This window comes from Streptomyces sp. NPDC002888 (genome assembly GCF_042888465.1).
Classification (GTDB): Bacteria; Actinomycetota; Actinomycetes; order Streptomycetales; family Streptomycetaceae; genus Streptomyces.
Map to the genome: position 1 here is coordinate 258,470 of NZ_JBIAPU010000005.1, position 25,010 is coordinate 283,479.

Here is a 25,010-nt window from a genome sequence, read left to right on the forward strand (position 1 = left end):
AGGGGGCGTCGTGGAGCCGGGGTCAGCTCTCGACGGCCTCCGGGTTCATCCAGACGACCTCCCAGGTGTGGCCGTCCGGGTCGTCGAAGGCGCGGCCGTACATGAAGCCGTGGTCCTGGGTCTCGCCGGTGGGCGTGCCGCCCACGGAGAGCGCCTTGTCGACCAGCTCGTCCACCTTCGCGCGGCTCTCGGCGCTCAGGCAGATCAGCACCTCGCTGGTCTTCGTCGCGTCCGCGATCTCCTTCTTGGTGAAGGTCGCGTAGAACGACTTGGTGAGCAGCATCGCCACGATGGTGTCGCTGATCACGACGGAGGCCGCGTTCTCGTCGCTGAACTGGGGGTTGATCGTGTAGCCCAGGTCCGTGAAGAACTTCTTCGAGGCGTCGAGGTCGTTCACGGGCAGGTTGACGAAGATCATCTGCTGGTACGCCGAGGTCGTCATCGGAGTCTCTCCCATCGGGTGTGTGCCGTTCGGTGGGGTAGACCGGGGGGTGCGGCGGGACTCATCGGTGGGCGGGCACTTTTTTCGCGGGGATTTCGGGAGGCCGTCCGTCAGCCGGTCTGTCAGCCGGTCAGGGGGAGTGCCGACAGCTCGGCCACGAGCACGGTGAGTGGGGCGAAGAGGGCCAGGAGGGTGCCGGCGCGGAGGGCGGCGGCGCTGCGGAGCATCGTGGCGGGGGCGCCGAGGCGGAGCAGGGCGGCGGTGGTGTCGGCGCGGGCCTGGCGGGCCTCGACGGCGGTGGTGAGCAGCGTCGCGACCGTGCAGCCCGTGACGAGCAGCGTGCCGAGGGTGGTCAGGGGGCCGAAGGCGGGGCCGTCCGGGGTGGAGAGGGCGGCCATGGTGTAGGTGCCGGATGCGACCGCGCAGACCACGCCGAGGGGGCGGCCGATGCGGCCGGCTTCCTCCATGAGGACGCGTCCGGCGAGAAGGCGGAGCGCGCCGGGGCGGGCGGTCTGCAGGAGGCGGCCGCAGAGGTGGGTGAGGCCGGGGCCGGCGAGGGCGAGACCCAGGGCGGTCAGGGCCCAGCCGATGAGGATGCTGAGGGGGCCAGGGGGCAGGCTGCCGGGGAGGGTGAGCTGGGCGGTGGCCCTGGTGTGGTTTCCGTACGCCTCCACGGCGAGGCCTGTGGCGAGGGCGGCCATGCCCCAGGGGAGGCCGGTGGGGGCGGGGCGAGGGGGTGGGGGGCGGTGAGGGTCGGGGTCCTGGGCCGGTGCCTGCGGGGTGCTGTCGGGCGGGGCCGGGGTGGGGTGGGCCGCGCTGCCCGGCGCTTGCCGGGTGCCGTCCTTCTGTGGGATGGGTGCCGCCCCAGCGGCACGACGGCCCGCGGGACGGCGGGATGGTGCGGGAACGTCGTCGGCTGAGGGATGGCGGGGTGGCGGCGTGCCGGCCTCGCCGTCATCTCCCGCGGCGCGGCTGTCCGCGGGCTTGACTGTGGCCCGCAGCGACAGGCGGGCACCGAAGCGGCCGTACGCGCCGAACGTCTCGCGTCTTGCTGTGTGGCCCCGGGCGCCGAAGCGGCCGAAGGCACGGGGGGTGGGGGGCAGCTCTCGGGGGCGTAGGGAGAGGGCGACCGTCGTTGAGGCCATGGTGGGGAGGAGGGTCAGGAGGGTGAGGGCGGCGGGGAGGGGGAGGGGGTGGTCGGCGGCCAGGAACTCCGAGGCGGCGCCGTCGAAGGGCATGCCCGTGAGGTCGCCTCTCAGGTGGAGGAAGAAGAGCAGCGCCAGCATGGAGCCGAGGGTGCAGGACAGGGCCGTCGTCGTTGCCGCGATCGCCATCAGGCGGGCCGGGCCGAGGCCGATCGCCGCGAGGCCGGGGCGGGGACGGGTGCCGGGGTCGGTGCGGGCCACGGCGAGGGCGAAGTAGACCGTGGCGGCCAGGGGGACCAGGCACCAGGCCAGCCGGAGCACGGCTCCGCCCGGATCGTCGGGGTGGCTCATCGCGTAGCCGAGGGTGCACAGCAGGAGGAAGCCCGTGCCCGCCGACGCCGCGGCCACCAGCAGGCGGCGGAGCTGGACGACGGGACGGGAGCCGCGGGTCAGACGGAGAGCGAGCACGAGGCCCGGCCTTCCATCTCCTTGACCGGCGGCAGATGCACCGTCCTGACGCGCCGCCCGTCGAGCAGGGACACCGTGCGGTCGGCGAGGGCCGCGGTCTCCGGGTCGTGGGTCGCGAGCACCACCGTGATGCCGTGCGAGCGGGCCGCCGTCGTCAGGGTGCGCAGCACGTGCGCGCGGTCCGCGCGGTGCAGCGGCGCCGTCGGCTCGTCGGCGAACAGCACCGACGGCGCGGGGGCCAGCGCGCGGGCGATGCAGGCCCGCTGCCGCTCGGCCTGCGTCAGCTCGTGCGGGCGCTTGCGGGCCTTGTCGCCGATGTCGAGGCGCTCCAGCCACTCCAGGGCGGCGACCTTGGCGCGCCGGCGGCTGGTGCCGCGCAACATGACGGGGAGCGCGGCGTTCTCCCAGACGTTCAGCTCGGGGACCAGCACCGGCGCCGTGTCGACCCAGCCGAAGCGGTCGCGGCGCAGCCGCTCACGGGTGAGGGGGCCCATGGTGTGCACGGGGACGCTGTTGAACCAGACCTCGCCGCGCCGGGCCGGCACCAGGCCCGACAGGCACCGCAGCAGCGTCGTCTTGCCGCTGCCGCGCGGGCCGCTGACGGCGAGGATCTCACCGTCGCGGACGCCGAGCGAGACGCCGCTGAGCGCGGGTGAGCCGTCGTTGTGGGTGAAGTGCAGCGACCGTGCCCAGAGCACGTCGTTGTCCGGCGGGGCCACCATGGGCAAACACCTCGTTCAGATCAGAAATGCCGTGCGCGATGCGCGAAATCCCCCGTGCGGGGGAACGAAGGCAGGGCCGATCGGTCACTGGCACGCTAGGCAGCCCAGGACGGGCATCCGGACAGCACACGGCCCCGGGTCGCCGTTTCTCACTCGTACGGTCGACACCAGGGCCGGTACTGATCACAGATTCAGTTGATCACAGCTTCGTCCACGCCTCCGTCAGCGTCGCGCGCAGGATCTGTTCGATCTCGTCGAACGTCTCCTGGTTGGAGATCAGCGGCGGGGCGAGCTGGACGACCGGGTCGCCGCGGTCGTCGGCACGGCAGTACAGGCCGTTGTCGAAGAGGGCCTTGGACAGGAAGCCGTACAGGATCCGCTCGGTCTCCTCGGCGTTGAAGGACTCCTTCGTCGCCTTGTCCTTGACGAGCTCGATGCCGTAGAAGAAGCCGTTGCCGCGGACGTCGCCGACGATCGGCAGGTCGTGCAGCTTCTGGAGGGTGGAGAGGAAGGCGGACTCGTTGTCGAGGACGTGCTGGTTCAGGCCCTCGCGCTCGAAGAGGTCCAGGTTGGAGAGGCCCACGGCCGCGGAGACCGGGTGGCCGCCGAAGGTGTAGCCGTGCAGGAAGGTGTTGTCGCCCTTGTAGAAGGGCTCGGCCAGCCGGTCGGAGATGATGCAGGCGCCTATGGGGGAGTAGCCCGAGGTCATGCCCTTGGCGCAGGTGATCATGTCCGGGACGTAGCCGAACTTGTCGCAGGCGAACATCGTGCCCAGGCGGCCGAAGGCGCAGATGACCTCGTCCGACACGAGCAGCACGTCGTACTGGTCGCAGATCTCGCGCACCCGCTGGAAGTAGCCGGGCGGGGGCGGGAAGCAGCCGCCCGCGTTCTGGACGGGCTCCAGGAAGACCGCGGCGACGGTGTCCGGGCCCTCGAAGAGGATCTGCTGCTCGATCTGGTCGGCGGCCCAGCGGCCGAAGGCCTCCGGGTCGTCGCCGAAGAGCGGCGCGCGGTAGATGTTGGTGTTCGGGACCTTGTGCGCACCCGGGACCAGCGGCTCGAACGGGGCCTTCAGGCCCGGCAGACCGGTGATGGACAGGGCGCCCTGCGGGGTGCCGTGGTAGGCGACCGCGCGGGATATGACCTTGTACTTGGTGGGCTTGCCGACGAGCTTGAAGTACTGCTTGGCGAGCTTCCAGGCCGTCTCGACCGCCTCGCCGCCGCCGGTGGTGAAGAAGACCTTGTTCAGGTCGCCCGGCGCGTAGTCGGCGAGCCGCTCCGCGAGCTCCACGGCCTTGGGGTGGGCGTAGGACCACACCGGGAAGAACGCCAGCTCCTGCGCCTGCTTGAAGGCGGTTTCCGCGAGTTCCGTGCGGCCGTGCCCTGCCTGGACCACGAACAGGCCCGCGAGACCGTCCAGGTAGCGCTTGCCCTTGTCGTCGTAGATGTACGTGCCTTCGCCCCGGACGATGGTGGGGACGGGGGCGTTCTCGTACGAGGACATGCGGGTGAAGTGCATCCACAGGTGGTCGTACGCGGTGCGGCTGAGGTCCTTGGAGCTCACGGTTATCGGGTCCTCACGGTTATCGGGTTCCCCACATGTAGGTCTGCTTCTTGAGCTTGAGGTAGACGAAGCTCTCGGTGGAGCGCACGCCGGGCAGGGCCCGGATGCGTTTGTTGATGACGTCCAGCAGGTGGTCGTCGTCCTCGCAGACGATCTCGGCGAGGATGTCGAACGAGCCCGCGGTCATCACCACGTACTCGACCTCCGCCATGTCGGTCAGCGCGTCCGCGATGGACTCCACGTCGCCCTCGACGTTGATCCCGACCATCGCCTGCCGGCGGAAGCCCACGGTGAGCGGATCCGTGACGGCGACGATCTGCATCACGCCCTGGTCGAGCAGCTTCTGGACGCGCTGGCGCACGGCGGCTTCGGAGAGGCCGACGGCCTTGCCGATGGCGGCGTACGGCCGGCGGCCGTCCTCCTGGAGCTGTTCGATGATCGCGAGGGAGACGGCGTCCAGGTGGGGGCTGCCGTTCCTCGACTCGCGCCCGGAGTCCCTCTGGTCTGCGCTTCGACTGGCCACGACCTCACTGTGCACGAGGTCTCGTCGGTTCCGCAAGGTGTGAACGATGAAATTCGTTGTTACGGGCGCGTATCTCTACGGAATTCGTAGGTCTGGCGTGATCGGGGGTGTTGAAAACGTGGAGGCACGGACTAGGCTGGTGTCTCAGTAACTGGACACATCCCCGACCTTGGAGGGCCGGCAGTGAGCACCGAGCTGCGTCGTCTGCGCAATTACATCGACGGTGAGTTCCGGGACGCCGCCGACGGACGGACCACCGACGTGGTCAACCCCGCGACGGGCGAGGCGTACGCGACCGCGCCGCTGTCCGGGCAGGCGGACGTCGACGCCGCGATGGCGGCCGCCGCCGTTGCCTTCCCCGGCTGGCGCGACACGACTCCGGCGGAGCGGCAGAAGGCGCTGCTGAAGATCGCGGACGCCTTCGAGGAACGCGCCGAGGAGCTCATCGCGGCGGAGGTGGAGAACACGGGCAAGCCGATCGGCCTGACCCGCTCCGAGGAGATCCCGCCGATGGTCGACCAGATCCGCTTCTTCGCGGGTGCGGCCCGGATGCTCGAGGGCCGGTCGGCCGGCGAGTACATGGACGGGATGACCTCGATCGTCCGCCGTGAGCCGGTCGGCGTCTGCGCGCAGGTCGCGCCGTGGAACTACCCGATGATGATGGCCGTGTGGAAGTTCGCCCCGGCGATCGCCGCGGGCAACACGGTCGTCCTCAAGCCGTCGGACACGACCCCCGCGTCCACCGTGCTGATCGCCGACATCGTCGGCTCGATCCTGCCCAAGGGTGTCTTCAACGTCATCACCGGCGACCGCGACACCGGCCGTCTCATGGTCGAGCACCCGACTCCGGCGATGGCGTCCATCACCGGTTCCGTGCGCGCGGGCATGTCCGTCGCGGAGTCCGCGTCGAGGGACCTCAAGCGGGTCCACCTGGAGCTGGGCGGCAAGGCGCCGGTCGTCGTCTTCGACGACACCGACATCGCCAAGGCCGTCGAGGACATCTCCGTGGCGGGCTTCTTCAACGCGGGCCAGGACTGTACGGCGGCGACGCGTGTCCTCGTCCAGGAAGCCATCCACGACGAGTTCGTCGCGGCGCTGGCGAAGGCCGCCGCCGAGACGAAGACCGGGCAGCCGGACGACGAGGATGTGCTCTTCGGCCCGCTGAACAACCCCAACCAGCTCAAGCAGGTCTCCGGCTTCATCGAGCGCCTCCCCGCCCACGCCAAGGTCGAGGCGGGCGGCCACCAGGTCGGCGAGCGCGGCTACTTCTACGCCCCGACCGTCGTCTCCGGCCTCAAGCAGGACGACGAGATCATCCAGAAGGAGGTCTTCGGGCCGGTCATCACCGTTCAGTCCTTCTCGGACGAGGAGCAGGCGGTGACCTGGGCCAACGGCGTCGAGTACGCCCTCGCGTCGTCGGTGTGGACCAGGGACCACGGTCGTGCGATGCGGATGTCGAAGAAGCTCGACTTCGGCTGTGTGTGGATCAACACGCACATTCCGCTGGTCGCGGAGATGCCGCACGGTGGGTTCAAGAAGTCCGGGTACGGCAAGGATCTTTCGGCGTACGGGTTCGACGACTACACGCGGATCAAGCATGTGATGACGTCCTTGGACGTGTAGTTCGGCTGCGGGTTCGTTGTGGCTGGTCGCGCCCACGCGGCGGAGCCGCCTATCGACACTGCCCCGCGCCCCTTTGGGGCGCGGGAGTGTGCGGCATGCTTTCAAGGTGCGCCACTTGCCGAAGAGCCCTCTGTCCCGCCGGTCCGTTCTGCGCGCGTTCGGTGGCACCGCCGCTCTCGGTGGTCTCGCCGGCTGTGGCGTGCCCGCCGCCTATGTGAAGCCCGGTGACCGGGTCGCTGTTGATCACTCCGGTGACGAGAAGCGGCTCAACTGGGCCAACTGGCCTCTCTACATCGACACCGACGACGAGGACCCCGACTCGCGGCCCACGCTGGAGGGCTTCGAGAAGCGGAGCGGGGTGTCCGTCGACTATGTCGAGGAGATCAACGACAACGACGAGTTCTTCGGCAAGGTCAGCCCCGCGCTGATGAACCATCAGTCGACGGGCCACGACCTGATCGTCATCAGCGACTGGATGTGCGCGCGGTTCGTGCGGCTGGGCTGGGTGCAGGAGATGGACCGGGCACGGCAGCCGAACGTCACCGAGTACCTCGACCCGTTGTTGCGTTCGCCCGCCTTCGACCCCGGTCGGCGGTTCACGGTGCCGTGGCAGTCCGGGATCACCGGGATCGCGTACAACCGTCGCAGGCTGGGCCGTGAGATACGCGGCGTCTCGGATTTGTGGGCGAGCGACCTCAAGGGGCGTGTCACTCTCCTCTCCGGCCTGGACGAGGCGTTCGCGCTGCTGATGCAGGGCAACGGCGTCGACATCACCAGGTGGACGGCCGACGATTTCCACACGGTGTGCGACCAGGTGGAGAAGCAGGTCGAGGCGGGTCAGGTACGCCGCTTCACCGGCAACGACTACACCAAGGACCTGGTCAGTGGTGACGTACTGGCCTGTCAGGCGTACTCGGGGGACGTGATCCAGCTCCAGGCGGACAACCCCGACATCCGCTTCGTCGTGCCCGAGGAGGGCGCGGAGCTGTGGTCGGACTCGCTGATGATCCCCAACCTGGCCCGCCACAAGGCGAACGCCGAGCGGCTGATCGACTACTACTACGAGCCCGAGGTCGCGGCCGAACTCGCGGCCTGGGTGAACTACGTCTGTCCTGTCCCGGCGGCCCGCGAGGTCCTGGCCGCCTCCGACGACGAGGACACGGCGGCCCTCGCCGACAACTCGCTGATCTTCCCCGACGCCACCCTGCGCGAACGCCTCGTGATCGCACGGGACATCACGGGTGCGGAGCGGGTGGAGTTCGCGCGGCGGTGGAACGCGATCGTGGGGTTGTGAGCCCGACCCCGTGAGCGCGACCCGGCCAGTGCGGTTCTGGGAACTTCCTGAGAAACGGGCCGTCACCGGCATCGTGCGCGTGCCGTGACCTGGGGTGTTCTGCCGTCGGCTCTCAGAAACCTCCCAGGACCTCTCGGGAATGTCGTACCCGCGACCGCCACTGTGTGCGGGTCCCCCGGCACGCGGCGCCGCAGTCTCCCCCGTTCGGCGCCGCGTGCTTCCCCGCGAGCGAAGCGGAGTTGTCCTGTATGGCTGCCACCACGCCCCTTCCCCGGACCAGGCCCAGTTCTGGTTTGCGTCCCCAACGCCGTACCGTGCCCGTGCAGTTGATCGGTCCGTGGCAGAACGCGCTGGAAGGGGCGGCGGCCGCGCTGTGCGCGGTGGTCGCCATGGCGGCCGTGTCCCTGCTGGCGCTGATGCTGCTCGACGCGGGGTCCTTCGGGTCGGTCTGGTCGCTGGCCATGGCCCTGACGGCCATGGCCGTCGGCGGATCGGTCAGTGCGGGTTCGGACGCCTCCGGGGACACCGGGGCGATAGGCGGCCTGGCCTCCCTGTTCGGCGGTGGCGGCGGCATGAGCCCGTCGATGAGCGGTGCGGCCGATGTCGTACCGCTCAGCGTCACGCTCGTCGGTGCCGTCGTGCTGTGGATCGCGTTCTCCCGGCGGTTGCGCCAGGGGCAGCAGCGGCGGTTCACCGCCGGTGAACTGGCCGTTCGGGCGGCTGGAGCGGCGAGTGCGGCGCTGTTCACGCTCATGGTCGTGGCCGGTCTCGCGAAGGGATCGGCCACCATGCCCGCGTCGGCGATGAGCGGCATGGGAGGAGCCGGCGGCGGCCAGGCTGCCGAGGGCTTCGGAGGAGGGAACGGCGGCCTTGGTGAGCTGATGGGCGGTGGCAGCGGTGGTCTCAGCGGTCTCATGGGCGGTGGTTCGGGGACCCGCATGGCTGCGACGTACCACGTGAGCGCCGGGTCGACGGGCTTCGGTGCGGTGTTGTGGGTGGCCGTCGTGCTCGGTGTGGGATGCCTCATCAGCCGGCGGGCGCGGCTGCCGCTGGGCGGGGCACTGGACGGACTGCGCGCCGGCTGGGGCCGGAGTCTGTCGGCTGTCGTGCGTACGGTGCTCGTCCTGGCGGCCGTGCCGCTGGTGGCGTTGGCGGTCGTCGGGTCGGTGGTCGGCGGCAGGGCGGGCTCGGCGGCGGGTGCCGCCCTGTTGCTTGCCCCGAACGCCTTGGCGGTGTTCCTGACGCTGGGCGTCGGTTCCTCGTGGACGGCCGAGGTGCATCCGGTGCAGAGCGACAGCAGCAGCAATCCGCTCGCCGCTCTGATGGCCGGCATGGGTGGGAGTAAAGGGGCCATGGGCGGCGGCCGGCAGACCGACCGTACCGAACACCTGAGTTCCCTGTCGGCGGGCGGCTGGCCGCTGTGGCTCGCGGCCCTCACGGTGACCGCACTCATCCTGGTCTGCTGTGCCTACCGGGCGGCCCGTGCCACGAACCCGGTCCACCTGGTTCCGTTGCACCCCTACCGAGGGCCGCTGGCCGGGCACCTCGGCATGGCGCAGCGGTTCGGTGTCGTCACGGCGGTCGTGATGGGTGCGGCGGCCTGGCTGGTGGCGGCATCCGGCAACTTCGGCGTCAGCATGTTCGGCAGCGAGATGGGAGGAATGCGGGCCGAGCTGAGCGGCAGCGTGCTGCTTACGGCCGCCTTCGGGCTGCTCGTCGGCGGGCTGGCCGGGTTCGGCGGGAGTCTGCTGGCAACTGTGCGCGGTGGGTTCGGGGCGCGGTGACAACGGACTTTATGCGGCGAAGACAGGACGGTTTCGTATCCTGCCTTGCAGGATCCCGGCTGCCGTGGGCGGAGGCTTCCTTTGAAAGCAATGGAGCGTTCTGCCTTGCCTGGCACCGGTGATGTGAATCTGTTGGTCGTGGACGACGAATCCACTGTCCGGGAGCTGTTGTGCGCGGCCCTGAGGCACGCCGGCTTCACCGTTGCGGCGGCCGGGACGGGGCAGGAAGCGCTGGACCGGGCGCGGGAGGTCTCACCGGATCTGGTGCTGCTCGACGTCATGCTGCCCGACCTGGACGGCTTCGAGGTGATCCGGCGGCTGCGCGGGCAGCACCGCGCCACCTCGGCGTCCCGGACCGGGCACGTCCCCGTCGTGTTCCTCACCGCTCGCGACGGCACCCAGGACAAGATCGAGGGGCTGGTCCTGGGCGGCGACGACTACGTGACCAAACCCTTCGACCTGGAGGAGCTGATCGCGCGGATCCGCGCGGTGCTGCGCCGCACCAGCGGCGACCCCACCGCACTGCTGCGGGTCGCCGACCTGGAACTCGACCCCGAGGGAGTGCAGGCGGCACGTTCGGGAGAGCCGCTGCGGCTGTCGCCCACCGAGTTCCGGCTGCTGCACTACCTGATGACCAACGCCGGACGCACGGTCTCCAAGGCGCAGATCCTCCAGCGCGTGTGGGACTACGACTTCAACGGCGACACCGGCATCGTCGACACCTACATCAGCTATCTGCGCCGCAAGATCGACAACGGCGGTCCCAAGCTCATCCACACCGTGCACGGCGTCGGGTACGTGCTGCGGGGGCCGAAGTCGTGACCAGCTCCCGTATGCCTGGGGTGTGGACGAGGGCGTCGCTGCGCAGCCGGGTGCTGTTGCTGGCTGTCGCGCTCCTGACGGTCGGCTTCACGGCGTTCAGCCTGGTCACCGGCAACGCCCTGCGTGGTTACATGGCGGACCGCGTCGACGCGCAACTGCGCGCCGCCGCACAGGTGTTCGCCCTAATTCCGCCCACGGCAGTGGAGAACGGCGCCGCACGAAAGCCGCCATCCGGCCTCGGTGACTTCAGCACGGACGTCCTCGGCAACCCTGTCATCACCTACGTCACGAAGGACGGCACGGTCGAGACCAGTGTCGACTCCCTCGCCGGGACCAACCGGACGGAGCAGGCGAGAGGCCCGGCACTGCCCCGGATGAACACCGCCGCGGTCATCGCCCGCGACGGCCGTCCCTTCACCGTCGCCGGCACGAAGGGCGACACGCGCTGGCGGGTGATCGCCGTCCCCAGGATCACCGGCGCCCGTCTGCCGGGCACCGCGACGACGAACTCCTCCAAGTCCGGCAGCGTCCTCGTGGCGACGACGATGACCCAGGTGGACAGCACGGTGAACCGCATGTGGCGGATCTACCAGAGCACGGGACTGGGCCTGCTCGCGGTCCTGGCCGTGGCCGGCTGGTTCGCGGTCCGCTCCGGGCTGCGTCCGCTGTCCCGTATCGAAGAGACAGCAGCCGAGATCGCCGGCGGCGACCTCTCCCGTCGTGTGCCCGAACTGGCCGGATCAAAGACGGAATTGGGTCGTCTGGCGGCGGCACTGAACGGCATGCTCGGGCAGCTCGAGTCCGCCTTCGCCGCCCGCTCCGAGTCCGAGGCGCGGATGAGCCGGTTCGTCGCCGACGCCAGCCACGAGCTGCGCACCCCGCTCGCCGGCATCAAGGGCCTGACCGATCTGCACCGCATGGGCGCCCTGCCCGAGCGTGAGGACGTCGACGCCACGATGGACCGCATCGCCCGCGAGTCCGAACGTCTCACCCGGCTCGTCGAGGACATGCTCCTGCTGGCCCGCCTCGACGAACACGCGCTGAAGACCACGGGCAAGCCCACCGGTTCCCGCGTGCCCGGGGGCCCGCCGGATCTCGATCTCGCCCCCGCCGACCTGCGCACCCTGGCCGCCGACGCCCTTCACGACGTACGCGCTCTGGACCCGTCCCGCGCCGTCACGCTCACCGGTCCGGGCGGCGAGGGCCCACCCGCCCTCGCGCCGGCCCTCGCCGACGAGGCCCGGCTGCGTCAGGTCGTCACCAACCTGGTCGGCAACGCCGTCGCCCACACCCCGTCCGGCACGCCTGTGCGGATCGGCGTCGGGACGGTCGGCGGCCACGCCGTCCTGGAGGTGGCCGACGAGGGCCCGGGGCTCATGCCGGAGCAGAGCGACCGTATTTTCGAGCGCTTCTACCGTGCCGACACCTCCCGCAACCGCGCCACCGGCGGGGCGGGCCTCGGCCTGTCCATCGTCCAATCCCTGGTCACCGCCCATGCGGGACACGTCGTGGTCGACTCGACCCCCGGCCAGGGCGCCACGTTCCGGATCCTGCTCCCAAGACTCGTCGATCAGCCGACGCCGACCGGCCCGCCGGGACCGGCAGTGCTCAAGGGATGACCGGCGCACGAGGGTTCCGGCTTCGGCCGGCCCGGTGGATACAAACCCTGCATCAGGCCGCGGGCCGTATGAGGCCGGACTCGTAGGCGAAGGCCACCGCCTGGACACGGGCGCGGGCGCCGATCTTGGCGAGGATGTTGCTGACGTGGGTTTTGACGGTGGTCGGGGCGATGGTCAGCCGCTCGGCGATCTCGGCGTTGGACCAGCCGGAGGCGACGGCGATGAGGACGTCGTGTTCCCGTCCGGTGAGGGTGTCGAGCCCGGAGGCCCGATGGCGGCGGTCGGTGGTGCGGCGGTCGGTGGTGCGCTGTTGCCGGACGGTGTCTATGAGCGCACGGGTCAGGCCGGGCGTGATGACGGCGTCCCCGGCGGCCACGATGCGGATGGCCGCGGTCAGCTCTTCCGGTGTGGCGTCGTTGTCGAGGTATCCGCCGGCTCCTGCGCGCAGGGCGGCGTAGGCGTATCCCTCCCGGCCGGCTGCGGTCAGAACCAGTACACGCGGGGTGCGGCCCTCCGCTCGGGCGGGTTCGGGGGTGCCGGGAAGCGTTGAGGGTCGTGCGACGCGCCGGATGGTGTCAAGGCTGTCCGTCCTGGACAGATGGCTGTCCATGAGGACGACGTCGGGGCGGAGGACTGTGCAGGCCCGGACCGCCTCGTTCCCACCCGTCGCTTCCCCGACGACGGTCAGGTCGGGCTCGGCTGTCAGGAGCAGGCGCAGGGCGTGGCGCTGGAGGGATTGGTCGTTGACGACGAGTACGGAGACCATGCCTGTCTTCTCCATGAGCTGAGGCGGATGGTGGCGTCGTGCGTGGGGGAAAGGAGCAGGAAGGCGCGGGACCGGGTGCGCCAGGCGTGGGCCGGGCGCACCCGGGCTACGACTTCGCCTTGACCAGCCCGGCGTCGTAGGCCGTGATCACGGCCTGGATGCGGTCGCGGGCGCCGATCTTGGCGAGGACGCGGCCGACGTGTTTCTTGACGGTGGACTCGGTGAGGACGAGGCGTTCGGCGATCTCGGTGTTGGTCCAGCCCTGGCCGATGGCGATCAGGACCTCGCGTTCGCGGTCGCTGAGGGTCCGTAGCCGGGGGTCTTCGGCTGTGGGGGCGTCGGCCGGCGCGAGGACCTGGTGGGCGTAGGCGTCCAGGAGGCGGCGGGTGAGGCGGGGGGCGACGACGGCGTCGCCGGTGGCGACGGCGTGGATGCCGGCGACGAGTTCCTCGGGGCGGGCGTCCTTGAGCAGAAAGCCGCTGGCGCCGGCTCGCAGGCCTTCGTAGGCGTACTCGTCGAGGTCGAAGGTGGTGACGATGAGGACGCGGGTGCGGCCGCCGGCGGCGATGATGCGGCGGGTGGCCTCAAGGCCGTCCATGCCTGGCATGCGGATGTCCATGAGGACGACATCGGGGCGCAGTTGCGCGGTCAGGCGGACCGCTTCAGTGCCGTGCTCGGCCTCGCCGACCGGTTCCAGGCCGGGGGTGCCCTCGAGGAGCATGCGGACGCCCATGCGCTGGAGGGGCTGGTCGTCCGCGATCAGCACGGTGGTCATGACGGTTGGTCTCCTGGTGCCGGCGGGGTCGGTGCGGAGGGTACGTCGAGCGCGACGTCCACCGTCCAGCCGTGGCCGGTGTCGCGCGGTCCGATGATGGCGGTGCCGCCGTACATGGCGGCCCGCTGGCGGATGCCGACGAGACCGTGCCCGGGGTCGTCGTTCCGGGTTCCCGGCTTGGCTCGCGGAGGCGCCCCTGGTGGTACGCCGGTGTCGGTGACCTGGATCCGCACCTCTCCTGCCTCGACGGCGATGGTGACGTCGGCGGATGCGCCGGCACCCGCGTGCTTGAGCGTGTTGGTAAGCGATTCCTGGACGATGCGGTACACGGTGAGCTGGACTCCGCTGCTCAGGGGGTCGAGGTCGCCCACGGTCCGGTAGGTGACGGCCAGTCCCGCCGCGCGTACCCGCGTCAGCAGCGGGTCCAGATCTCCGATGCCGGGCTGCGGGCTCAGCAGCTGTTCGCCGTCCCGCTCCTCGCGCAGGACGCCCAGTACGCGACGGAGTTCGCTCATGGCCTGGCGGCCGGTGTCGCCGAGGATGCGCAGGGCGTCGGTGGACTGCTCGCCCCGGTTGGCGGCGAGGGTTGCGGCGCCGGCGGCGAGACTGACCATGACGGAGAGGTTGTGGCCGACGATGTCGTGCATCTCGCGGGCGACCCGGGAGCGTTCGGCGGCGGCGGTGAGCCGGAGGCGTTGGTCCTGCTCGATCTCCAGGCGCTTGGCGCGGTCCTCCAGCGCCGCAAGGTACATCTGACGGATCCGGAGGGTCAGGCCGACGGCGATGGCCGCAGTCACCGTGCCGAGCAGGAAGAAGCTGCCGAGCACCGGATGTTCGATCGGTACCAGGACGAAGACGGCCAGCAGCAGCTCGACGACGGTCAGCGCCGCGGCCCAGCCCAATACCCGCAGGAAACCGTTCCGGGCCAGGGTGTACAGGGCGATGAGCGCCCCGAGGCCCGCCGGCAGCCAGAGGCCCAGTGACCACTGGACAAGAGAAACCGACGCGATCACGAAGAACGTGGCGGCGGGGGCCCTGCGGCGCCACCACAGCGGGATGGCGAGCGCGGCGACAACGACGAACGGGACGGCGGAGGGCAGCTCATCCCGTGCGTCCACGTCCCCGAAGGGCGAGGCGCCGTTGCCCCAGAACAGGTCGGGCAGACTCACCGCCACGACGATCAGCACCACGGCGGTGTCGAGCAGCCACGGGTGCCGGCGGTCCAGCCGCTGCCGGCGGCTCTGGTCGCGCAGCAGCCGGCCAAGCAGCGGGTGCGCCCAGGCGGCGTCGAAGCCGGGGGACGGCGGGGCCGCCGCCCCCCGGGCGGTGTCCGCGGCGGCTGCCGGACGGTGCGCCCTCATGGACACCATTGTCCTCATTGTTCTCGTGCCCTGGTCAGACGTCGGTCTTGACGAGCCGGTAGGCGGCCCCGGCGAGTGTCAGCGCCACCCAGCCGGCGAACACCGCGAGTCCCACCCCGGGTGAGAGGGCGTCGGAGGACTCGTGCAGGGCGTAGACGGCCGATCCCGCGTTGCTGGGGAAGTAGGGACTGAGCGTGTCGTACCAGGAGTCGGGCAGCAGCGAGGCCAGGCCGGGCAGGATCAGCAGGATCCCCACCAGGGCGGCGATGGCACCGGCGGAGTTGCGCAGCAGCACACCCAGGGCCACGCCGAAGATGGCGACCAGGCCGAGGTAGACGCCGGCGCCGGCCAGGCTGCGCAGTACGCCGTCGTCGCTCAGGGAGAGTGCGATCTTCTCGCCGTCCAGGCCTGGTGTGCCCAGCTGGAAGGCGGCCAGTGCGCCGAGGGTGGTGAGGACCAGGGCCATGGGCCCGATCACGGCCGCCTTCGACCACAGGACGGGCAGCCGGCGCGGCACCGCGGCGAGTGTGGAGCGGATCATGCCGGTGCTGTACTCGCCCGCGGCCAGCAGCACGCCGAGGACGCCGATAGCCAGCTGTGCGAAGGACACACCGGTCAGGGCCAGACTGACCGCGTTGCTGTCGCCGCTGGAGCTACCCGGTCCGGGCGGCCCGCTGGTCGCGACGGCGTCGGGGCTGTAGGTGTAGGACGCGATCGCCCCGAAAAGGACCAGCAGGAACACCGCGACACCCAGGGTGATCAAGGTCGAGCGCAGCGTCCAGAACTTGGACCACTCCGAGCGCAGAACGCGGATGCCGGTCACCTTGTACTTCGTCGTGGGGGTGGTGGGCGTCTTTGGACCGGGTGCCGCGGACAGGTTCTGGTGCTTGCCGGGGCGCCGGCTGCGGCGGAGTGCGGTGGCGGGCATCAGGCGGCCTTTCGTTCGGTGTCGGCCGGAGCACTCTGGTACTCGACGACGTCGCGGGTGAGGTCCATGAAAGCCGCCTCCAGGGAGACGGCCTGCGGGGTGAGTTCGTACAGGGCCACCCCGTGCTGGGCGGCGATCGCTCCGATCTCCCGGGCGTCGCGTCCGGTGACCAGCAGCTCCTCGGCGGAGGAGGAGCTGATCGTGATGTCCGGGCCGGCCAGCAGCGAGCGCAGCTTCCTGGCCTCGGTGGTGGCGACCCGCACGCCTCCGCCGCTGGCCTCCCGGGTGAAGTCGTCGACCGTGGTGTCGGCGAGCAGCCGGCCCCGGCCGATGATCACCAGGTGGTCGGCGATCAGGGCGGTCTCGCTCATCAGGTGCGAGGAGAGCATCACGGCCCGCCCCTCGTCGGCGAGACCGCGCAGCAGGTTGCGCACCCACAGCACGCCCTCGGGGTCGAGGCCGTTGACCGGTTCGTCGAGCATCACGATCGCCGGGTCGCCCAGGAGCGCCGAGGCGATGCCGAGCCGCTGGCCCATGCCGAGCGAGAAGGCGCCCACCCGCTTACCGGCCACGCTGGTCAGCCCGGCCAGCTCGATGACCTCGTCCACCCGGCGGCGCGGGATGCCGTGGGTGTGCGCGAGTGCCATCAGGTGGTTGACCGCGCTGCGCCCCGGGTGGACGGACTTGGCCTCCAGGAGAGAGCCGATTTCGTGCAGCGGTGCGGCGTGCTTGGCGTAGGAGCGGCCGTTGACGGTGACCGAGCCCCTGGTGGGGGAGTCCAGCCCGATGATCATGCGCATGGTGGTGGACTTGCCCGCGCCGTTGGGGCCGAGGAAGCCGGTCACCTCACCGGCCTTCACGGTGAAGCTCAGGTTGTCGACGACCGTCTTGTCGCCGTACCGCTTCGTCAGCTCACGCGCTTCGATCATGGGAGGGGGCCTTTCCTGCCTCGAACTGGGCCGCGGATGCACCGCGGTGTCTGCATTCGAAGTTAGGAGCGCGGCAGGCCCGATCTCTGGGACCCCGGGGGAATCTTCGGAGGGTGAGTGGTACCGGGGTACCACCGGTCTCCCACCCTTGTCGTCCCGGGTACCAGGGCCTGCGGTCCACGCGTCCCCAGCGTGAAAGGCGCCACCGGCGTTCTGTGAGGAGGGCCTGAGCGGATGATCTCAGCGGGCCGGCCACCGCACGGTATGGCCGGAGCACAGCGTTCTCTCGGCTGATTCCCGGGCGGCTGACCTCGGCTTCCCAGGTCGTACGGCGAGGATCGGCGACGTCCGCCGCCGCCTGCCGACGGGCGGATCGACAGCGGACTCCCTGTCAGTTCCCAGCTTCCTCCCCGCGTTTTTCCTGCTGCGCCGGTCAGAGTCGACCCCGCGCACCGCCAGGACGCGGGCGTGAAAGGGAGCCGCCCCCACCGACCCCCACCGCCCGAGGAACCCATGACGCACACAAGCAGTGGCCTGCGTACGGCTCGGCGATTTCAGCTGCCCTCGCCGGCGCACGCCCATGGTTCGACCGCCACGCGCCCGCCGACCGTCGAGATCGTCATTCCCGTCCACAACGAGGAACGGGCCCTGCCCGGCTGCATCCGCACCCTGCACGCCCGGCTGCGCGAAGAGTTGCCGTATCCCTGGCACATCACCGTGGCGGACAACGCCAGCGTCGACCGCACCCTCGCCGTGGCCCGGGAACTCGCCGGGGAACTGCCCGGTGTCGGTGTCGTCCATCTGGAGCGCAAGGGCCGCGGTCTGGCGCTGCGCACCGTGTGGGGTACGAGCGACGCCGACATCGTCGTCTACATGGACGTCGATCTGTCCACCGGTCTGGACGGGCTGCTGCCGCTGATCGCCCCGCTCGCCAGCGGCCACTCCGACCTCGCCATCGGCAGCCGTCTCGCCCCCGGTGCCCGCACCGTGCGCGGCCCGCGCCGCGAGCTGATCTCCCGCTGCTACAACGCGCTGATCCGGCGCACCCACGGCGCCCACTTCAGTGACGCCCAGTGCGGATTCAAGGCCGCCCGCACCGAGGTGCTCCGCCCGCTGCTGGCCAAGACCCAGGACGACGCCTGGTTCTTCGACACCGAACTGCTGCTGCTCGCCGAGCACAACGGACTGCGCATCCACGAGGTCCCCGTCGACTGGGTGGAGGACGTCGACACCCGCGTGGACGTCGTCGGCACCGCCACGGACGACCTCAAGGGTCTGTGGCGCCTGGCCCGGCTCAAGGCGTCGGGGGCCGCCCGCGTCCCGGTGCCGCGTCGCCCGGAGCCCGCCGCCGAGCACCCCGACGCCGTCCTCGCCTCGGACGCCGCACGCTCCCAACTCACCTGGCAGGTCGGCTGCTTCGTCCTCATCGGCATCGCCTCGACCGCCGGACAGGCTCTCCTTTACTGGTTGTTGCGCGGCTGGTGGCAGCCCGCCGTCGCCAACTTCGTCTCGCTCCTCGTCCTCACCCTCCTCAACACCGAGGCCAACCGCCGCCTCACCTTCCGCCACTCCGCGGACGACGTCGGCGCGCGGCGGGCGCACCTGGGCGCCGGGGCGCTGTTCGTCCTCGGCTACCTGGTCACCTCGGGCGCGGTGCTGCTGTTCCGCAACGCCGTCCCCGACGCCTCGGCCGCCGCCGAGACGCTCGTCCTCGCCGCCTCCTCGGTCCTGGTGACCGGCATCCGCTTCCTGGTGCTGCGGCTGGCCGTGTTCCGCCGCCGTGCGTCCTGACCCTTCGGCCCCCTCCCCGAGAGCGAATCTCCCCATGACCACCCACACCTCCGAGGCGCGGCCGAGCACCGACACGCGCCTCCCCGTAACGAGCCGCCCCCTGCCGGGCTGGGCGGCCCCCGCCGCCCTCGGATCGATCCTGCTGCTGGCCGCGCTGCTGTACGGCTGGGCCCTCGGCTCCCTCGGCTGGGGCAACAGCTACTACTCGGCCGCCGTGAAGTCGATGGGCCAGGACTGGACGAACTTCCTGTTCGGCTCCTTCGACCCGGCCGGAGTCGTCACCGTCGACAAGCCCCCGGCCGCTCTGTGGCCGCAGGTCCTCAGCAGCAAGATCTTCGGCCTGCACGGGTGGGCGCTGATCCTGCCCCAGGTGCTGGAGGGTGTGGCCGCCGTCCTCGTGCTGCACCGCACGGTGCGGCGCTGGGCGGGCGAGGGCGCGGCGCTGCTCGCGGCCCTGGTGATGACCCTGACCCCGATCACCGTGGCCATCAACCGCGACAACAACCCCGACACGCTGCTGGTGCTGTTCCTGGTGGCCGCGGCCTACGCGCTCACCCGCGCCCTGCAGGCCGACCCGGGCCGGCCCGGCACATGGTGGCTGTGCGCGAGCGGGTTCCTGATCGGATGTGGCTTCCTCACGAAGATGATGGCGGCCTGGATGGTGCTCCCGGCTCTCGCGGCGGCCTGGCTGGTCGGCGCGGCCGGGACCTGGCTCGCGCGGGTCGGACGGCTGCTGATCGCCGGGGCCGTGTGTGCCGTCTCCTCGCTGTGGTGGGTGGCGATGGTCGCCTGGTGGCCGGGTGACCAGCCGTACATCGGCGGCAGCACCGACGGTGGCGCCTGGGACCTGGTGACCGGCTACAACGGGCTCGGCCGGATCTTCGGCGAGAGCGCGGGCTCGAGCGGCGGCATGGGCAACATCGGCGGTGCCTTCGGCGGCGAGGCCGGGCTGTTGCGGTTGTTCAACGACCAGGTGGCCGGGCAGATCAGCTGGCTGCTGCCGGTGAGCGCCGTGGCGCTGGTCGTCGCGGTGGCCGGGGCGGTGCTGCGCCGGCGCGGCAGCGGCTCGGCGGGCGAGCCTCTGGCGGGCTCCGGGTGGGTGCTGTGGGGGACCTGGCTGGTGGTGTGCGGCCTGGTGTACTCCACCCAGGAAGGCACCTTTCACCCGTACTACACCACCCAACTCGCCCCCGCTGTCGCCGCGTCGACCGCCGCTCTGGTGACGGCGCTGATGCGGGCGCACCGGGCCGGGGCGCGCTGGGCGCTGCCCGTCGGCGCCGGGACCGTGCTGGTGACGGTGGTGTGGGCCGCCGTCGTGATCCGCCGGGTGCCGTCCTGGCACGGGTGGCTGGCCTGGGTGGTGCTGCTGCTGGGACTCGTCGCCGTCGGACTGCTGATCGCCGCGCTGTGGACGGTACGGCTCGTTCCGGCCGCCCTGGGAGGTGCGCTGCTGGCGGTCCTGCTCGCGCCGGGTGCGTGGGCGGTCAGTGTGCCCGGCGGGTCCGGATCGGCGATGGGCGGGGCCAATCCGACGGCCGGGCCGCTCACGATGTCCTTCGGGGCGGGGCGCTCGTCCGGCGGCAGTGGCGGCGGCTTCGAGCTGCCCGAGGGCTTCCGGATGCCGGGGGGCGCAGGCGGTTCGGGAACGCCCGGCGGCTCTTCGGGCGAACTGCCCGAGGGCATGCCCACCGACATGCCCGGGTTCCCCGGCGGGGGCGGCGGCTCGGGATCGGGCTCCGGCGGCACGATGCCCTCGTTCCCCGGAACCGGCGGCGGGTCCGCAGGGGGCGGCTCCGGAGCCCCTGGCGGCTTCGGCGGCCTGGGCGGCGGCACCACCCTCACCTCCGACCAGCGCAAGATCCTCGACTACGCCGGCAAGCACTCCGGCGACGCCCGCATCACCCTCGCGGTCGAGGGCGGAGCCACGAGCGCGGCCACGTTCATCCTGAACAGCGACGCCACCGTCATCGGCATGGGCGGCTTCATCGGCACCGACGACGCACCCTCCGTACGACAGCTGCGGAAGTGGACGAAGAGCGGCGAGCTGCGCTACGTCCTCGGCTCCGGCTCCTCCGGCGGCATGGGCGCCCTGATGGGCGGCGCGGACAGCGCGGCTTCCCAGCGGTCGACGTGGATCGGCGAGAACTGCACCGAGGTCCCTGCCAAGGCGTACGGCGGCGGCACCGGCGGCACCGGCAGCACTGGCAGCACCGGCAGCACCGGCAGCACCGGCAGCACCGGCAGCACCGGCGGCACCGGCTCGGCAGCGGGCGGCATGATGGGCCGTACGGCCACGACCTTGTACGACTGCGCCGCCAAGAGCGCCACCAAGTAGCAGCAGCGGCAGAACGGACGACACCGCACCATGCCCGAACCGCCCGGCGCCCCCACTCCGCACCGCCTTCTGGTGGTCGAGGACGACCCCGGCATCCGCATGCTGCTGGAGTCGGCGCTGCGCCTGTCGGGCTACGAGGTCGCCGGCGCCGCCACCGGGCGGGAAGCCCTGCGGGACGTCGAGGCCCTGCGCCCCGACCTGGTCCTGCTGGACGTGATGCTGCCCGACCTGGACGGCCTCGCGGTCACCCGCGGCCTGCGGGCGGCGGGTGTGCGCACACCGGTGCTGTTCCTGACGGCCCGCGGTGAGGTCGCCGACCGCATCGCGGGCCTGACCGCGGGTGGCGACGACTACGTGACCAAGCCGTTCAGCATCGAGGAGTTGCTGCTGCGCATCCGCGCCATCCTGCGCCGGACCGACCCCGACCGCCTGTCCGACGGGGAGGGCGCCGACAGCGGGATCCTGCGCTTCGCCGACCTGGAGCTGGACGAGAACGCCCACGAGGTGCACCGGGCCGGCCAGTACATCCCGCTGTCACCGACCGAGTTCAACCTGCTCACCTACCTGATGGAGAACGCCAACCGGGTGATGAGCAAGACCAAGATCCTCAACCATGTGTGGGGGTTCGACTTCGCCGGCGACGGCCGCATCGTGGAGACGTACGTCAAGTACCTGCGTCGCAAGATCGACCGCTTCGACCCGCCCCTGCTGCACACCGTGCGCGGGGTCGGCTACTGCCTGCGGCTTCCCCGGGGCCACCACGCCACCGGGGCCGACCAGTGACCAGCCCTTCGCGCACTCGGCGGCCCGGTTCGCTGCGCGGCCGCCTGGTGTGGGGCGTGACCCTGCTCGCCGCGGCCGCCGTCCTCACCGCTCAGACCATCGGGGTTCTGGTCCTGCACTCCTGGCTGCTGAACCGGGTCGACCAGCAGCTGACGGAGTTCATCCTCCCGGACCGGGCCTTCGTCGGCGCGGTCCCGCCGCCCAGCGGACCCGCCCCGGAATCCCTCACCCTGCCCTCGGACTTCCGGGTCACCTTCTACGACGCCTCGGGTCAGAAACGGGGAAACCTGGGCGGTGGGCGGAAACCGGGGCCGAGGCTGCCGCGTTCCACGAGCGGACTCCAGCTGTCCAAGGGACACCAGGCCATCGTCCCCGCCGTGTCCGGCGACGGCCACTGGCGGGTGCTGTGGAAGAACGGAGCCGTCGAGGGCACCACGTTCGTGGTCGCCCTGCCGCTCGACACCGTCGAGGGGGCCCTGTCCAAACTCCTGGCCCTCAATGTGGCCGTCTTCGCCGCGGCCGTGGTCGGGCTGATCGCCGTCGGCCGGTGGGTGGTCCGCCTCGGCCTCCTTCCGCTGACCAGGATGGAGCACACGGCTCAGGACATCACCGCCGGGGATCTGAGCCTGCGGCTGCCCGACACCGACCCGCGCACCGAGACCGGTCGCCTGGGCACCGTACTGAACGACATGCTCGACCGCCTCCAACAGGCCCTGCGACAGCGGGAGTTCTCCGAGGCCCGACTGCGCCGCTTCGTCGCCGACGCCGGACATGAACTCCGTACGCCCCTCACCTCCATCCAGGGCTTCGCCCAGCTGGCCCTGCGTCACCCGGACCGCCCCGCTGCACAGCGCCGGGAGGCCGACGAACAGGTCGCCAAAAACGCCGAGCGCATGACCCTTCTCGTCGACGACCTGCTCCTGCTCGCGAAACTGGATCACGAGCCCGCGTACCGGACCGACCCCGTCGACCTGCTGTCCCTCGCGGCCGACGCGGTGAGCGCGGCGGCGGTACGCGGTGGCGGCGAGCACCGGGTGACGCTCAGCCCTCTCGACGCGACGGCCGCGGACTCCGAACTCGAGGTGGTGGAAACGGTGGGTGATCCCCACCGCCTGCTCCAGGTCGTCACCAACCTCCTGTCCAACGCGCTCGTCCACACGCCCCCCGGCACCCCGGTCGACGTGCGCGTGGGCACCGCCCGCGCCGGGCGGACGACGGGAGGCACCGACCGCCCCGGCCGCACCAGCGCCTCCGTACCCCTGGCCGAGGGCACGCCGATCTGTGTGATCGCTGTCGTCGATCAGGGGCCCGGACTGCCGCCGGAGGAGTCCGAGCGGGTCTTCGAGCGCTTCTACCGCGTCGACCCCTCCCGCTCCCGCGACCACGGCGGCAGCGGCCTCGGCCTCGCCATCGCCACGGCGATCGCCCAGGGCCACGGCGGCAGACTCGAACTCGACACAGGAGCCGGCACCGGATGCACGTTCCGCCTGGTTCTTCCCGCCCGCGCATGAGAATGGTTTTTGAACGTGTTCAATTCTCGGCGTACGCTTCCCCCATGAGCGACAGAGCCGCCCTTCTCAAGGGCATCCGCGCATGGTTGGTTCTCTTCGTCGTCTGCCTGGTGCTCAGCGGCGCCACGGCCTTCCCCCTGGTGCACGAGCTGAGCTGGACCGAGGACCTGCTGCGGGCCCTGTCCGTGCCGGAGCACCTGCCGGCGCTGACGGACTGGATCTCGTATGTGCGGCGCGGGCTCGACGACACCGACGCCGCGTACCCGTTCGTCCTGTACGGCACGGACTGGCTGGCCTTCGCGCACCTCGTCATCGCGGTCGCGTTCTACGGCCCGTACCGCGACCCGGTACGCAACGTCTGGGTCGTCGAGTTCGCGATGATCGCCTGTGCCGGGATCATTCCGCTGGCCCTGGTCTGCGGACCGATGCGCGGGATTCCGTTCTGGTGGAGCGTGATCGACATGTCGTTCGGGGTGTTCGGGGTGGTGCCGCTGTACATCGTGCGGAGGAAGATCAAGCGGCTGGAGGCGCTCACCCCGAACACCGCGCCGGCGCTCGCTACTTGAGCGCGGCCTGCGCGATCCGCGCCGCCACCGGGTTCATGCCCTCGCCCTTCGCGTCCGTCGAGTTGACCGAGTAGACCAGGGTGCGGCTCAGGTCGCAGGTGGCGCCGATCATGGTGCTGTAGCCGTAACGGGCGCCGGTCTTCAGCCAGTAGACCGTGCCCTCGTACTCGTAGCGCATGAGGCCGGCGGTCATCACCGCGCCGGTGATCTTCGGGGGGAGGGTGAACATCTCCCTCAGTTGGGGCTCGGGGACGAGGTCGCCGTGGAAGAGGTGCGTGACCAGCCGCTCCAGGTCGGCGGTTGTGGAGATCATGCCGCCCGCCGCCTCGTCGGCGGGGATCCAGTCGGTCACGTCGACGAGCTCGGTCGTGCCGTCGGGGCGTTGCACGGCCTGGTACCCGCGGTTGTGCGGGCCGTGGATGCGGGCGTCGGTGCCGGGGAAGTAGGTGTGGTGCATTCCGGCGGGGCGGAAGACACGTCGGGCGGTCTCCGAGGCGTACGAGTGTCCGGTCACCTTCTCGATCAGCAGGCCCAGGATCGTGTAGTTGATGTTCAGGTAGTGCTGCTGGTCCCCGGGGTCGAACTCCGGGCCCTTCGCCGCCGCGGAGGCCACGACCTCCCTCGGGGCCTGGTGTTCGAAGCGGTGCTCGTACAGCTCCTCGAAGGAGTCCCCGAGGCCGTCCCCGGGCTGGATGCCGCTGGTGTGGTTCAGCAGCTGCCGGACGGTGATCGGCAGGAAGTCCTCGCCGAGCAGCCCGGGGAGATAGCGCTGAACCGGCGCGTTCAGGTCGACCCGGCGCTCCGCGGCGAGCTGCAGGACGACGGCCGCCGTCACCACCTTCGTCGTCGAGCCGGCCCGGAAGCGGGCATCGGGGTCGGCCGGGCGGCCGCTCTCCAGATCGCGCACGCCCGCACTGCCGCGCCAGCTGCCGCCGGTGCCGCCGACCCGCACCAGGGCCGCGGTCGCGTCCTTGTCCGGGAGTCCCTTGAGTGCGGCTCTCAGGGCCTCGCGGTCCGGTGCGTCCGTGCCCTGTGCGTCCGTGCCCTGTGCGTCCGTGCACTGTGTATCCGTGCCCTGGGCGGCGGCCCGGTGCGGCGCGGGCGCGGCGAACGCGGGCGCGGCGAGTGGGCCCGCCGCGAGGGCGAGGACGAGGGAGGCGGCGAGGACGGTGGTGCGGCTGCGTGCGCTCATCAACTGCTCCTGAGGAGGTCGGTGAAGGATTCGTGATCATCCTCGGGCCGTACGCCGCCGTGCGGAT

21 protein-coding genes are annotated in these 25,010 nt (G+C 71.1%); 10 read left to right on the plus strand and 11 right to left on the minus strand.

The window, feature by feature from the left end:
* Positions 1–22 precede the first annotated feature (22 nt).
* From ACFYWX_RS10805 to ACFYWX_RS10825, 5 genes are all read right to left on the minus strand, one after another.
* On the minus strand, positions 23–442 hold the full coding sequence (locus ACFYWX_RS10805) for a VOC family protein (RefSeq protein ID WP_389423624.1): 420 nt from the start codon (positions 440–442) through the stop codon (positions 23–25).
* Between the two features lie 122 nt (positions 443–564).
* Complete coding sequence (locus tag ACFYWX_RS10810) at positions 565–2,055, minus strand: hypothetical protein (RefSeq protein WP_389423625.1); 1,491 nt, start codon at positions 2,053–2,055, stop codon at positions 565–567.
* Entirely contained in the window at positions 2,037–2,777 is a 741-nt protein-coding gene (locus ACFYWX_RS10815) for an ABC transporter ATP-binding protein (protein WP_389423626.1), read from the minus strand. Before ACFYWX_RS10815 ends, ACFYWX_RS10810 begins: the two co-directional genes overlap by 19 nt.
* A gap of 199 nt (positions 2,778–2,976) precedes the next feature.
* The gene (locus ACFYWX_RS10820; RefSeq protein WP_389423627.1) at positions 2,977–4,341 is read right to left on the minus strand and encodes an aspartate aminotransferase family protein; all 1,365 of its coding nucleotides are present in this window, start codon (positions 4,339–4,341) and stop codon (positions 2,977–2,979) included.
* Positions 4,342–4,360: 19 nt separating this feature from the next.
* Positions 4,361–4,879, minus strand: coding sequence for an Lrp/AsnC family transcriptional regulator (locus tag ACFYWX_RS10825; RefSeq protein ID WP_389423750.1), 519 nt, complete (start codon positions 4,877–4,879; stop codon positions 4,361–4,363).
* A 168-nt stretch (positions 4,880–5,047) separates the two neighbouring features.
* Here ACFYWX_RS10825 and ACFYWX_RS10830 point away from each other — a divergent pair, with 168 nt between their 5' ends.
* The 5 genes from ACFYWX_RS10830 (at position 5,048) to ACFYWX_RS10850 (ending at position 12,006) form a co-directional block, all read left to right on the plus strand.
* Positions 5,048–6,487, plus strand: coding sequence for a gamma-aminobutyraldehyde dehydrogenase (locus ACFYWX_RS10830; RefSeq protein WP_389423628.1), 1,440 nt, complete (start codon positions 5,048–5,050; stop codon positions 6,485–6,487).
* A gap of 115 nt (positions 6,488–6,602) precedes the next feature.
* The gene (locus ACFYWX_RS10835; protein ID WP_389423629.1) at positions 6,603–7,781 is read left to right on the plus strand and encodes an extracellular solute-binding protein; all 1,179 of its coding nucleotides are present in this window, start codon (positions 6,603–6,605) and stop codon (positions 7,779–7,781) included.
* A 320-nt stretch (positions 7,782–8,101) separates the two neighbouring features.
* Positions 8,102–9,565, plus strand: coding sequence for a streptophobe family protein (locus ACFYWX_RS10840; RefSeq protein ID WP_389423630.1), 1,464 nt, complete (start codon positions 8,102–8,104; stop codon positions 9,563–9,565).
* A gap of 90 nt (positions 9,566–9,655) precedes the next feature.
* Positions 9,656–10,387 (plus strand): response regulator transcription factor, encoded by a 732-nt coding sequence (locus ACFYWX_RS10845; protein WP_389423631.1) that lies wholly within the window; start codon positions 9,656–9,658, stop codon positions 10,385–10,387.
* Entirely contained in the window at positions 10,384–12,006 is a 1,623-nt protein-coding gene (locus ACFYWX_RS10850; protein WP_389423632.1) for a sensor histidine kinase, read from the plus strand. The genes ACFYWX_RS10845 and ACFYWX_RS10850 overlap by 4 nt, the downstream gene beginning before the upstream one ends.
* 52 nt (positions 12,007–12,058) lie before the next feature.
* On the opposite strand, the gene ACFYWX_RS10855 is transcribed toward ACFYWX_RS10850, so the two are convergent.
* The 5 genes from ACFYWX_RS10855 to ACFYWX_RS10875 all read right to left on the minus strand — a co-directional run bounded on the left by ACFYWX_RS10855 (position 12,059) and on the right by ACFYWX_RS10875 (position 16,765).
* Entirely contained in the window at positions 12,059–12,772 is a 714-nt protein-coding gene (locus ACFYWX_RS10855) for a LuxR C-terminal-related transcriptional regulator (RefSeq protein WP_389423633.1), read from the minus strand.
* Positions 12,773–12,878: 106 nt separating this feature from the next.
* Positions 12,879–13,547 carry a response regulator gene (locus ACFYWX_RS10860; protein ID WP_389423634.1) on the minus strand — a complete coding sequence of 223 codons (669 nt, stop codon included), beginning with the start codon at positions 13,545–13,547 and terminating at the stop codon, positions 12,879–12,881.
* On the minus strand, positions 13,544–14,908 hold the full coding sequence (locus tag ACFYWX_RS10865; protein ID WP_389423635.1) for a sensor histidine kinase: 1,365 nt from the start codon (positions 14,906–14,908) through the stop codon (positions 13,544–13,546). The genes ACFYWX_RS10860 and ACFYWX_RS10865 overlap by 4 nt, the downstream gene beginning before the upstream one ends.
* A 34-nt stretch (positions 14,909–14,942) precedes the next feature.
* Complete coding sequence (locus ACFYWX_RS10870; RefSeq protein WP_389423636.1) at positions 14,943–15,836, minus strand: ABC transporter permease; 894 nt, start codon at positions 15,834–15,836, stop codon at positions 14,943–14,945.
* Positions 15,836–16,765, minus strand: coding sequence for an ABC transporter ATP-binding protein (locus ACFYWX_RS10875; protein WP_389423637.1), 930 nt, complete (start codon positions 16,763–16,765; stop codon positions 15,836–15,838). Before ACFYWX_RS10875 ends, ACFYWX_RS10870 begins: the two co-directional genes overlap by 1 nt.
* Positions 16,766–17,278: 513 nt before the next feature.
* Here ACFYWX_RS10875 and ACFYWX_RS10880 point away from each other — a divergent pair.
* The 5 genes from ACFYWX_RS10880 to ACFYWX_RS10900 are packed head-to-tail and all read left to right on the plus strand — an operon-like array spanning position 17,279 to position 23,751.
* Complete coding sequence (locus ACFYWX_RS10880; protein ID WP_389423638.1) at positions 17,279–18,556, plus strand: glycosyltransferase; 1,278 nt, start codon at positions 17,279–17,281, stop codon at positions 18,554–18,556.
* Positions 18,557–18,590: 34 nt separating this feature from the next.
* Positions 18,591–20,891 carry an ArnT family glycosyltransferase gene (locus ACFYWX_RS10885; RefSeq protein WP_389423639.1) on the plus strand — a complete coding sequence of 767 codons (2,301 nt, stop codon included), beginning with the start codon at positions 18,591–18,593 and terminating at the stop codon, positions 20,889–20,891.
* A gap of 30 nt (positions 20,892–20,921) precedes the next feature.
* Positions 20,922–21,674, plus strand: a complete 753-nt coding sequence (locus ACFYWX_RS10890) for a response regulator transcription factor (RefSeq protein WP_389423640.1) — start codon at positions 20,922–20,924, stop codon at positions 21,672–21,674.
* Positions 21,671–23,185, plus strand: coding sequence for a sensor histidine kinase (locus ACFYWX_RS10895; protein WP_389423641.1), 1,515 nt, complete (start codon positions 21,671–21,673; stop codon positions 23,183–23,185). Before ACFYWX_RS10890 ends, ACFYWX_RS10895 begins: the two co-directional genes overlap by 4 nt.
* Before the next feature lie 44 nt (positions 23,186–23,229).
* On the plus strand, positions 23,230–23,751 hold the full coding sequence (locus ACFYWX_RS10900; protein WP_389423642.1) for a hypothetical protein: 522 nt from the start codon (positions 23,230–23,232) through the stop codon (positions 23,749–23,751).
* On the opposite strand, the gene ACFYWX_RS10905 is transcribed toward ACFYWX_RS10900, so the two are convergent.
* Positions 23,744–24,943, minus strand: a complete 1,200-nt coding sequence (locus ACFYWX_RS10905) for a serine hydrolase domain-containing protein (RefSeq protein ID WP_389423643.1) — start codon at positions 24,941–24,943, stop codon at positions 23,744–23,746. The two genes, ACFYWX_RS10900 and ACFYWX_RS10905, sit on opposite strands and share 8 nt — an antisense overlap.
* Positions 24,944–25,010 lie beyond the last annotated feature (67 nt).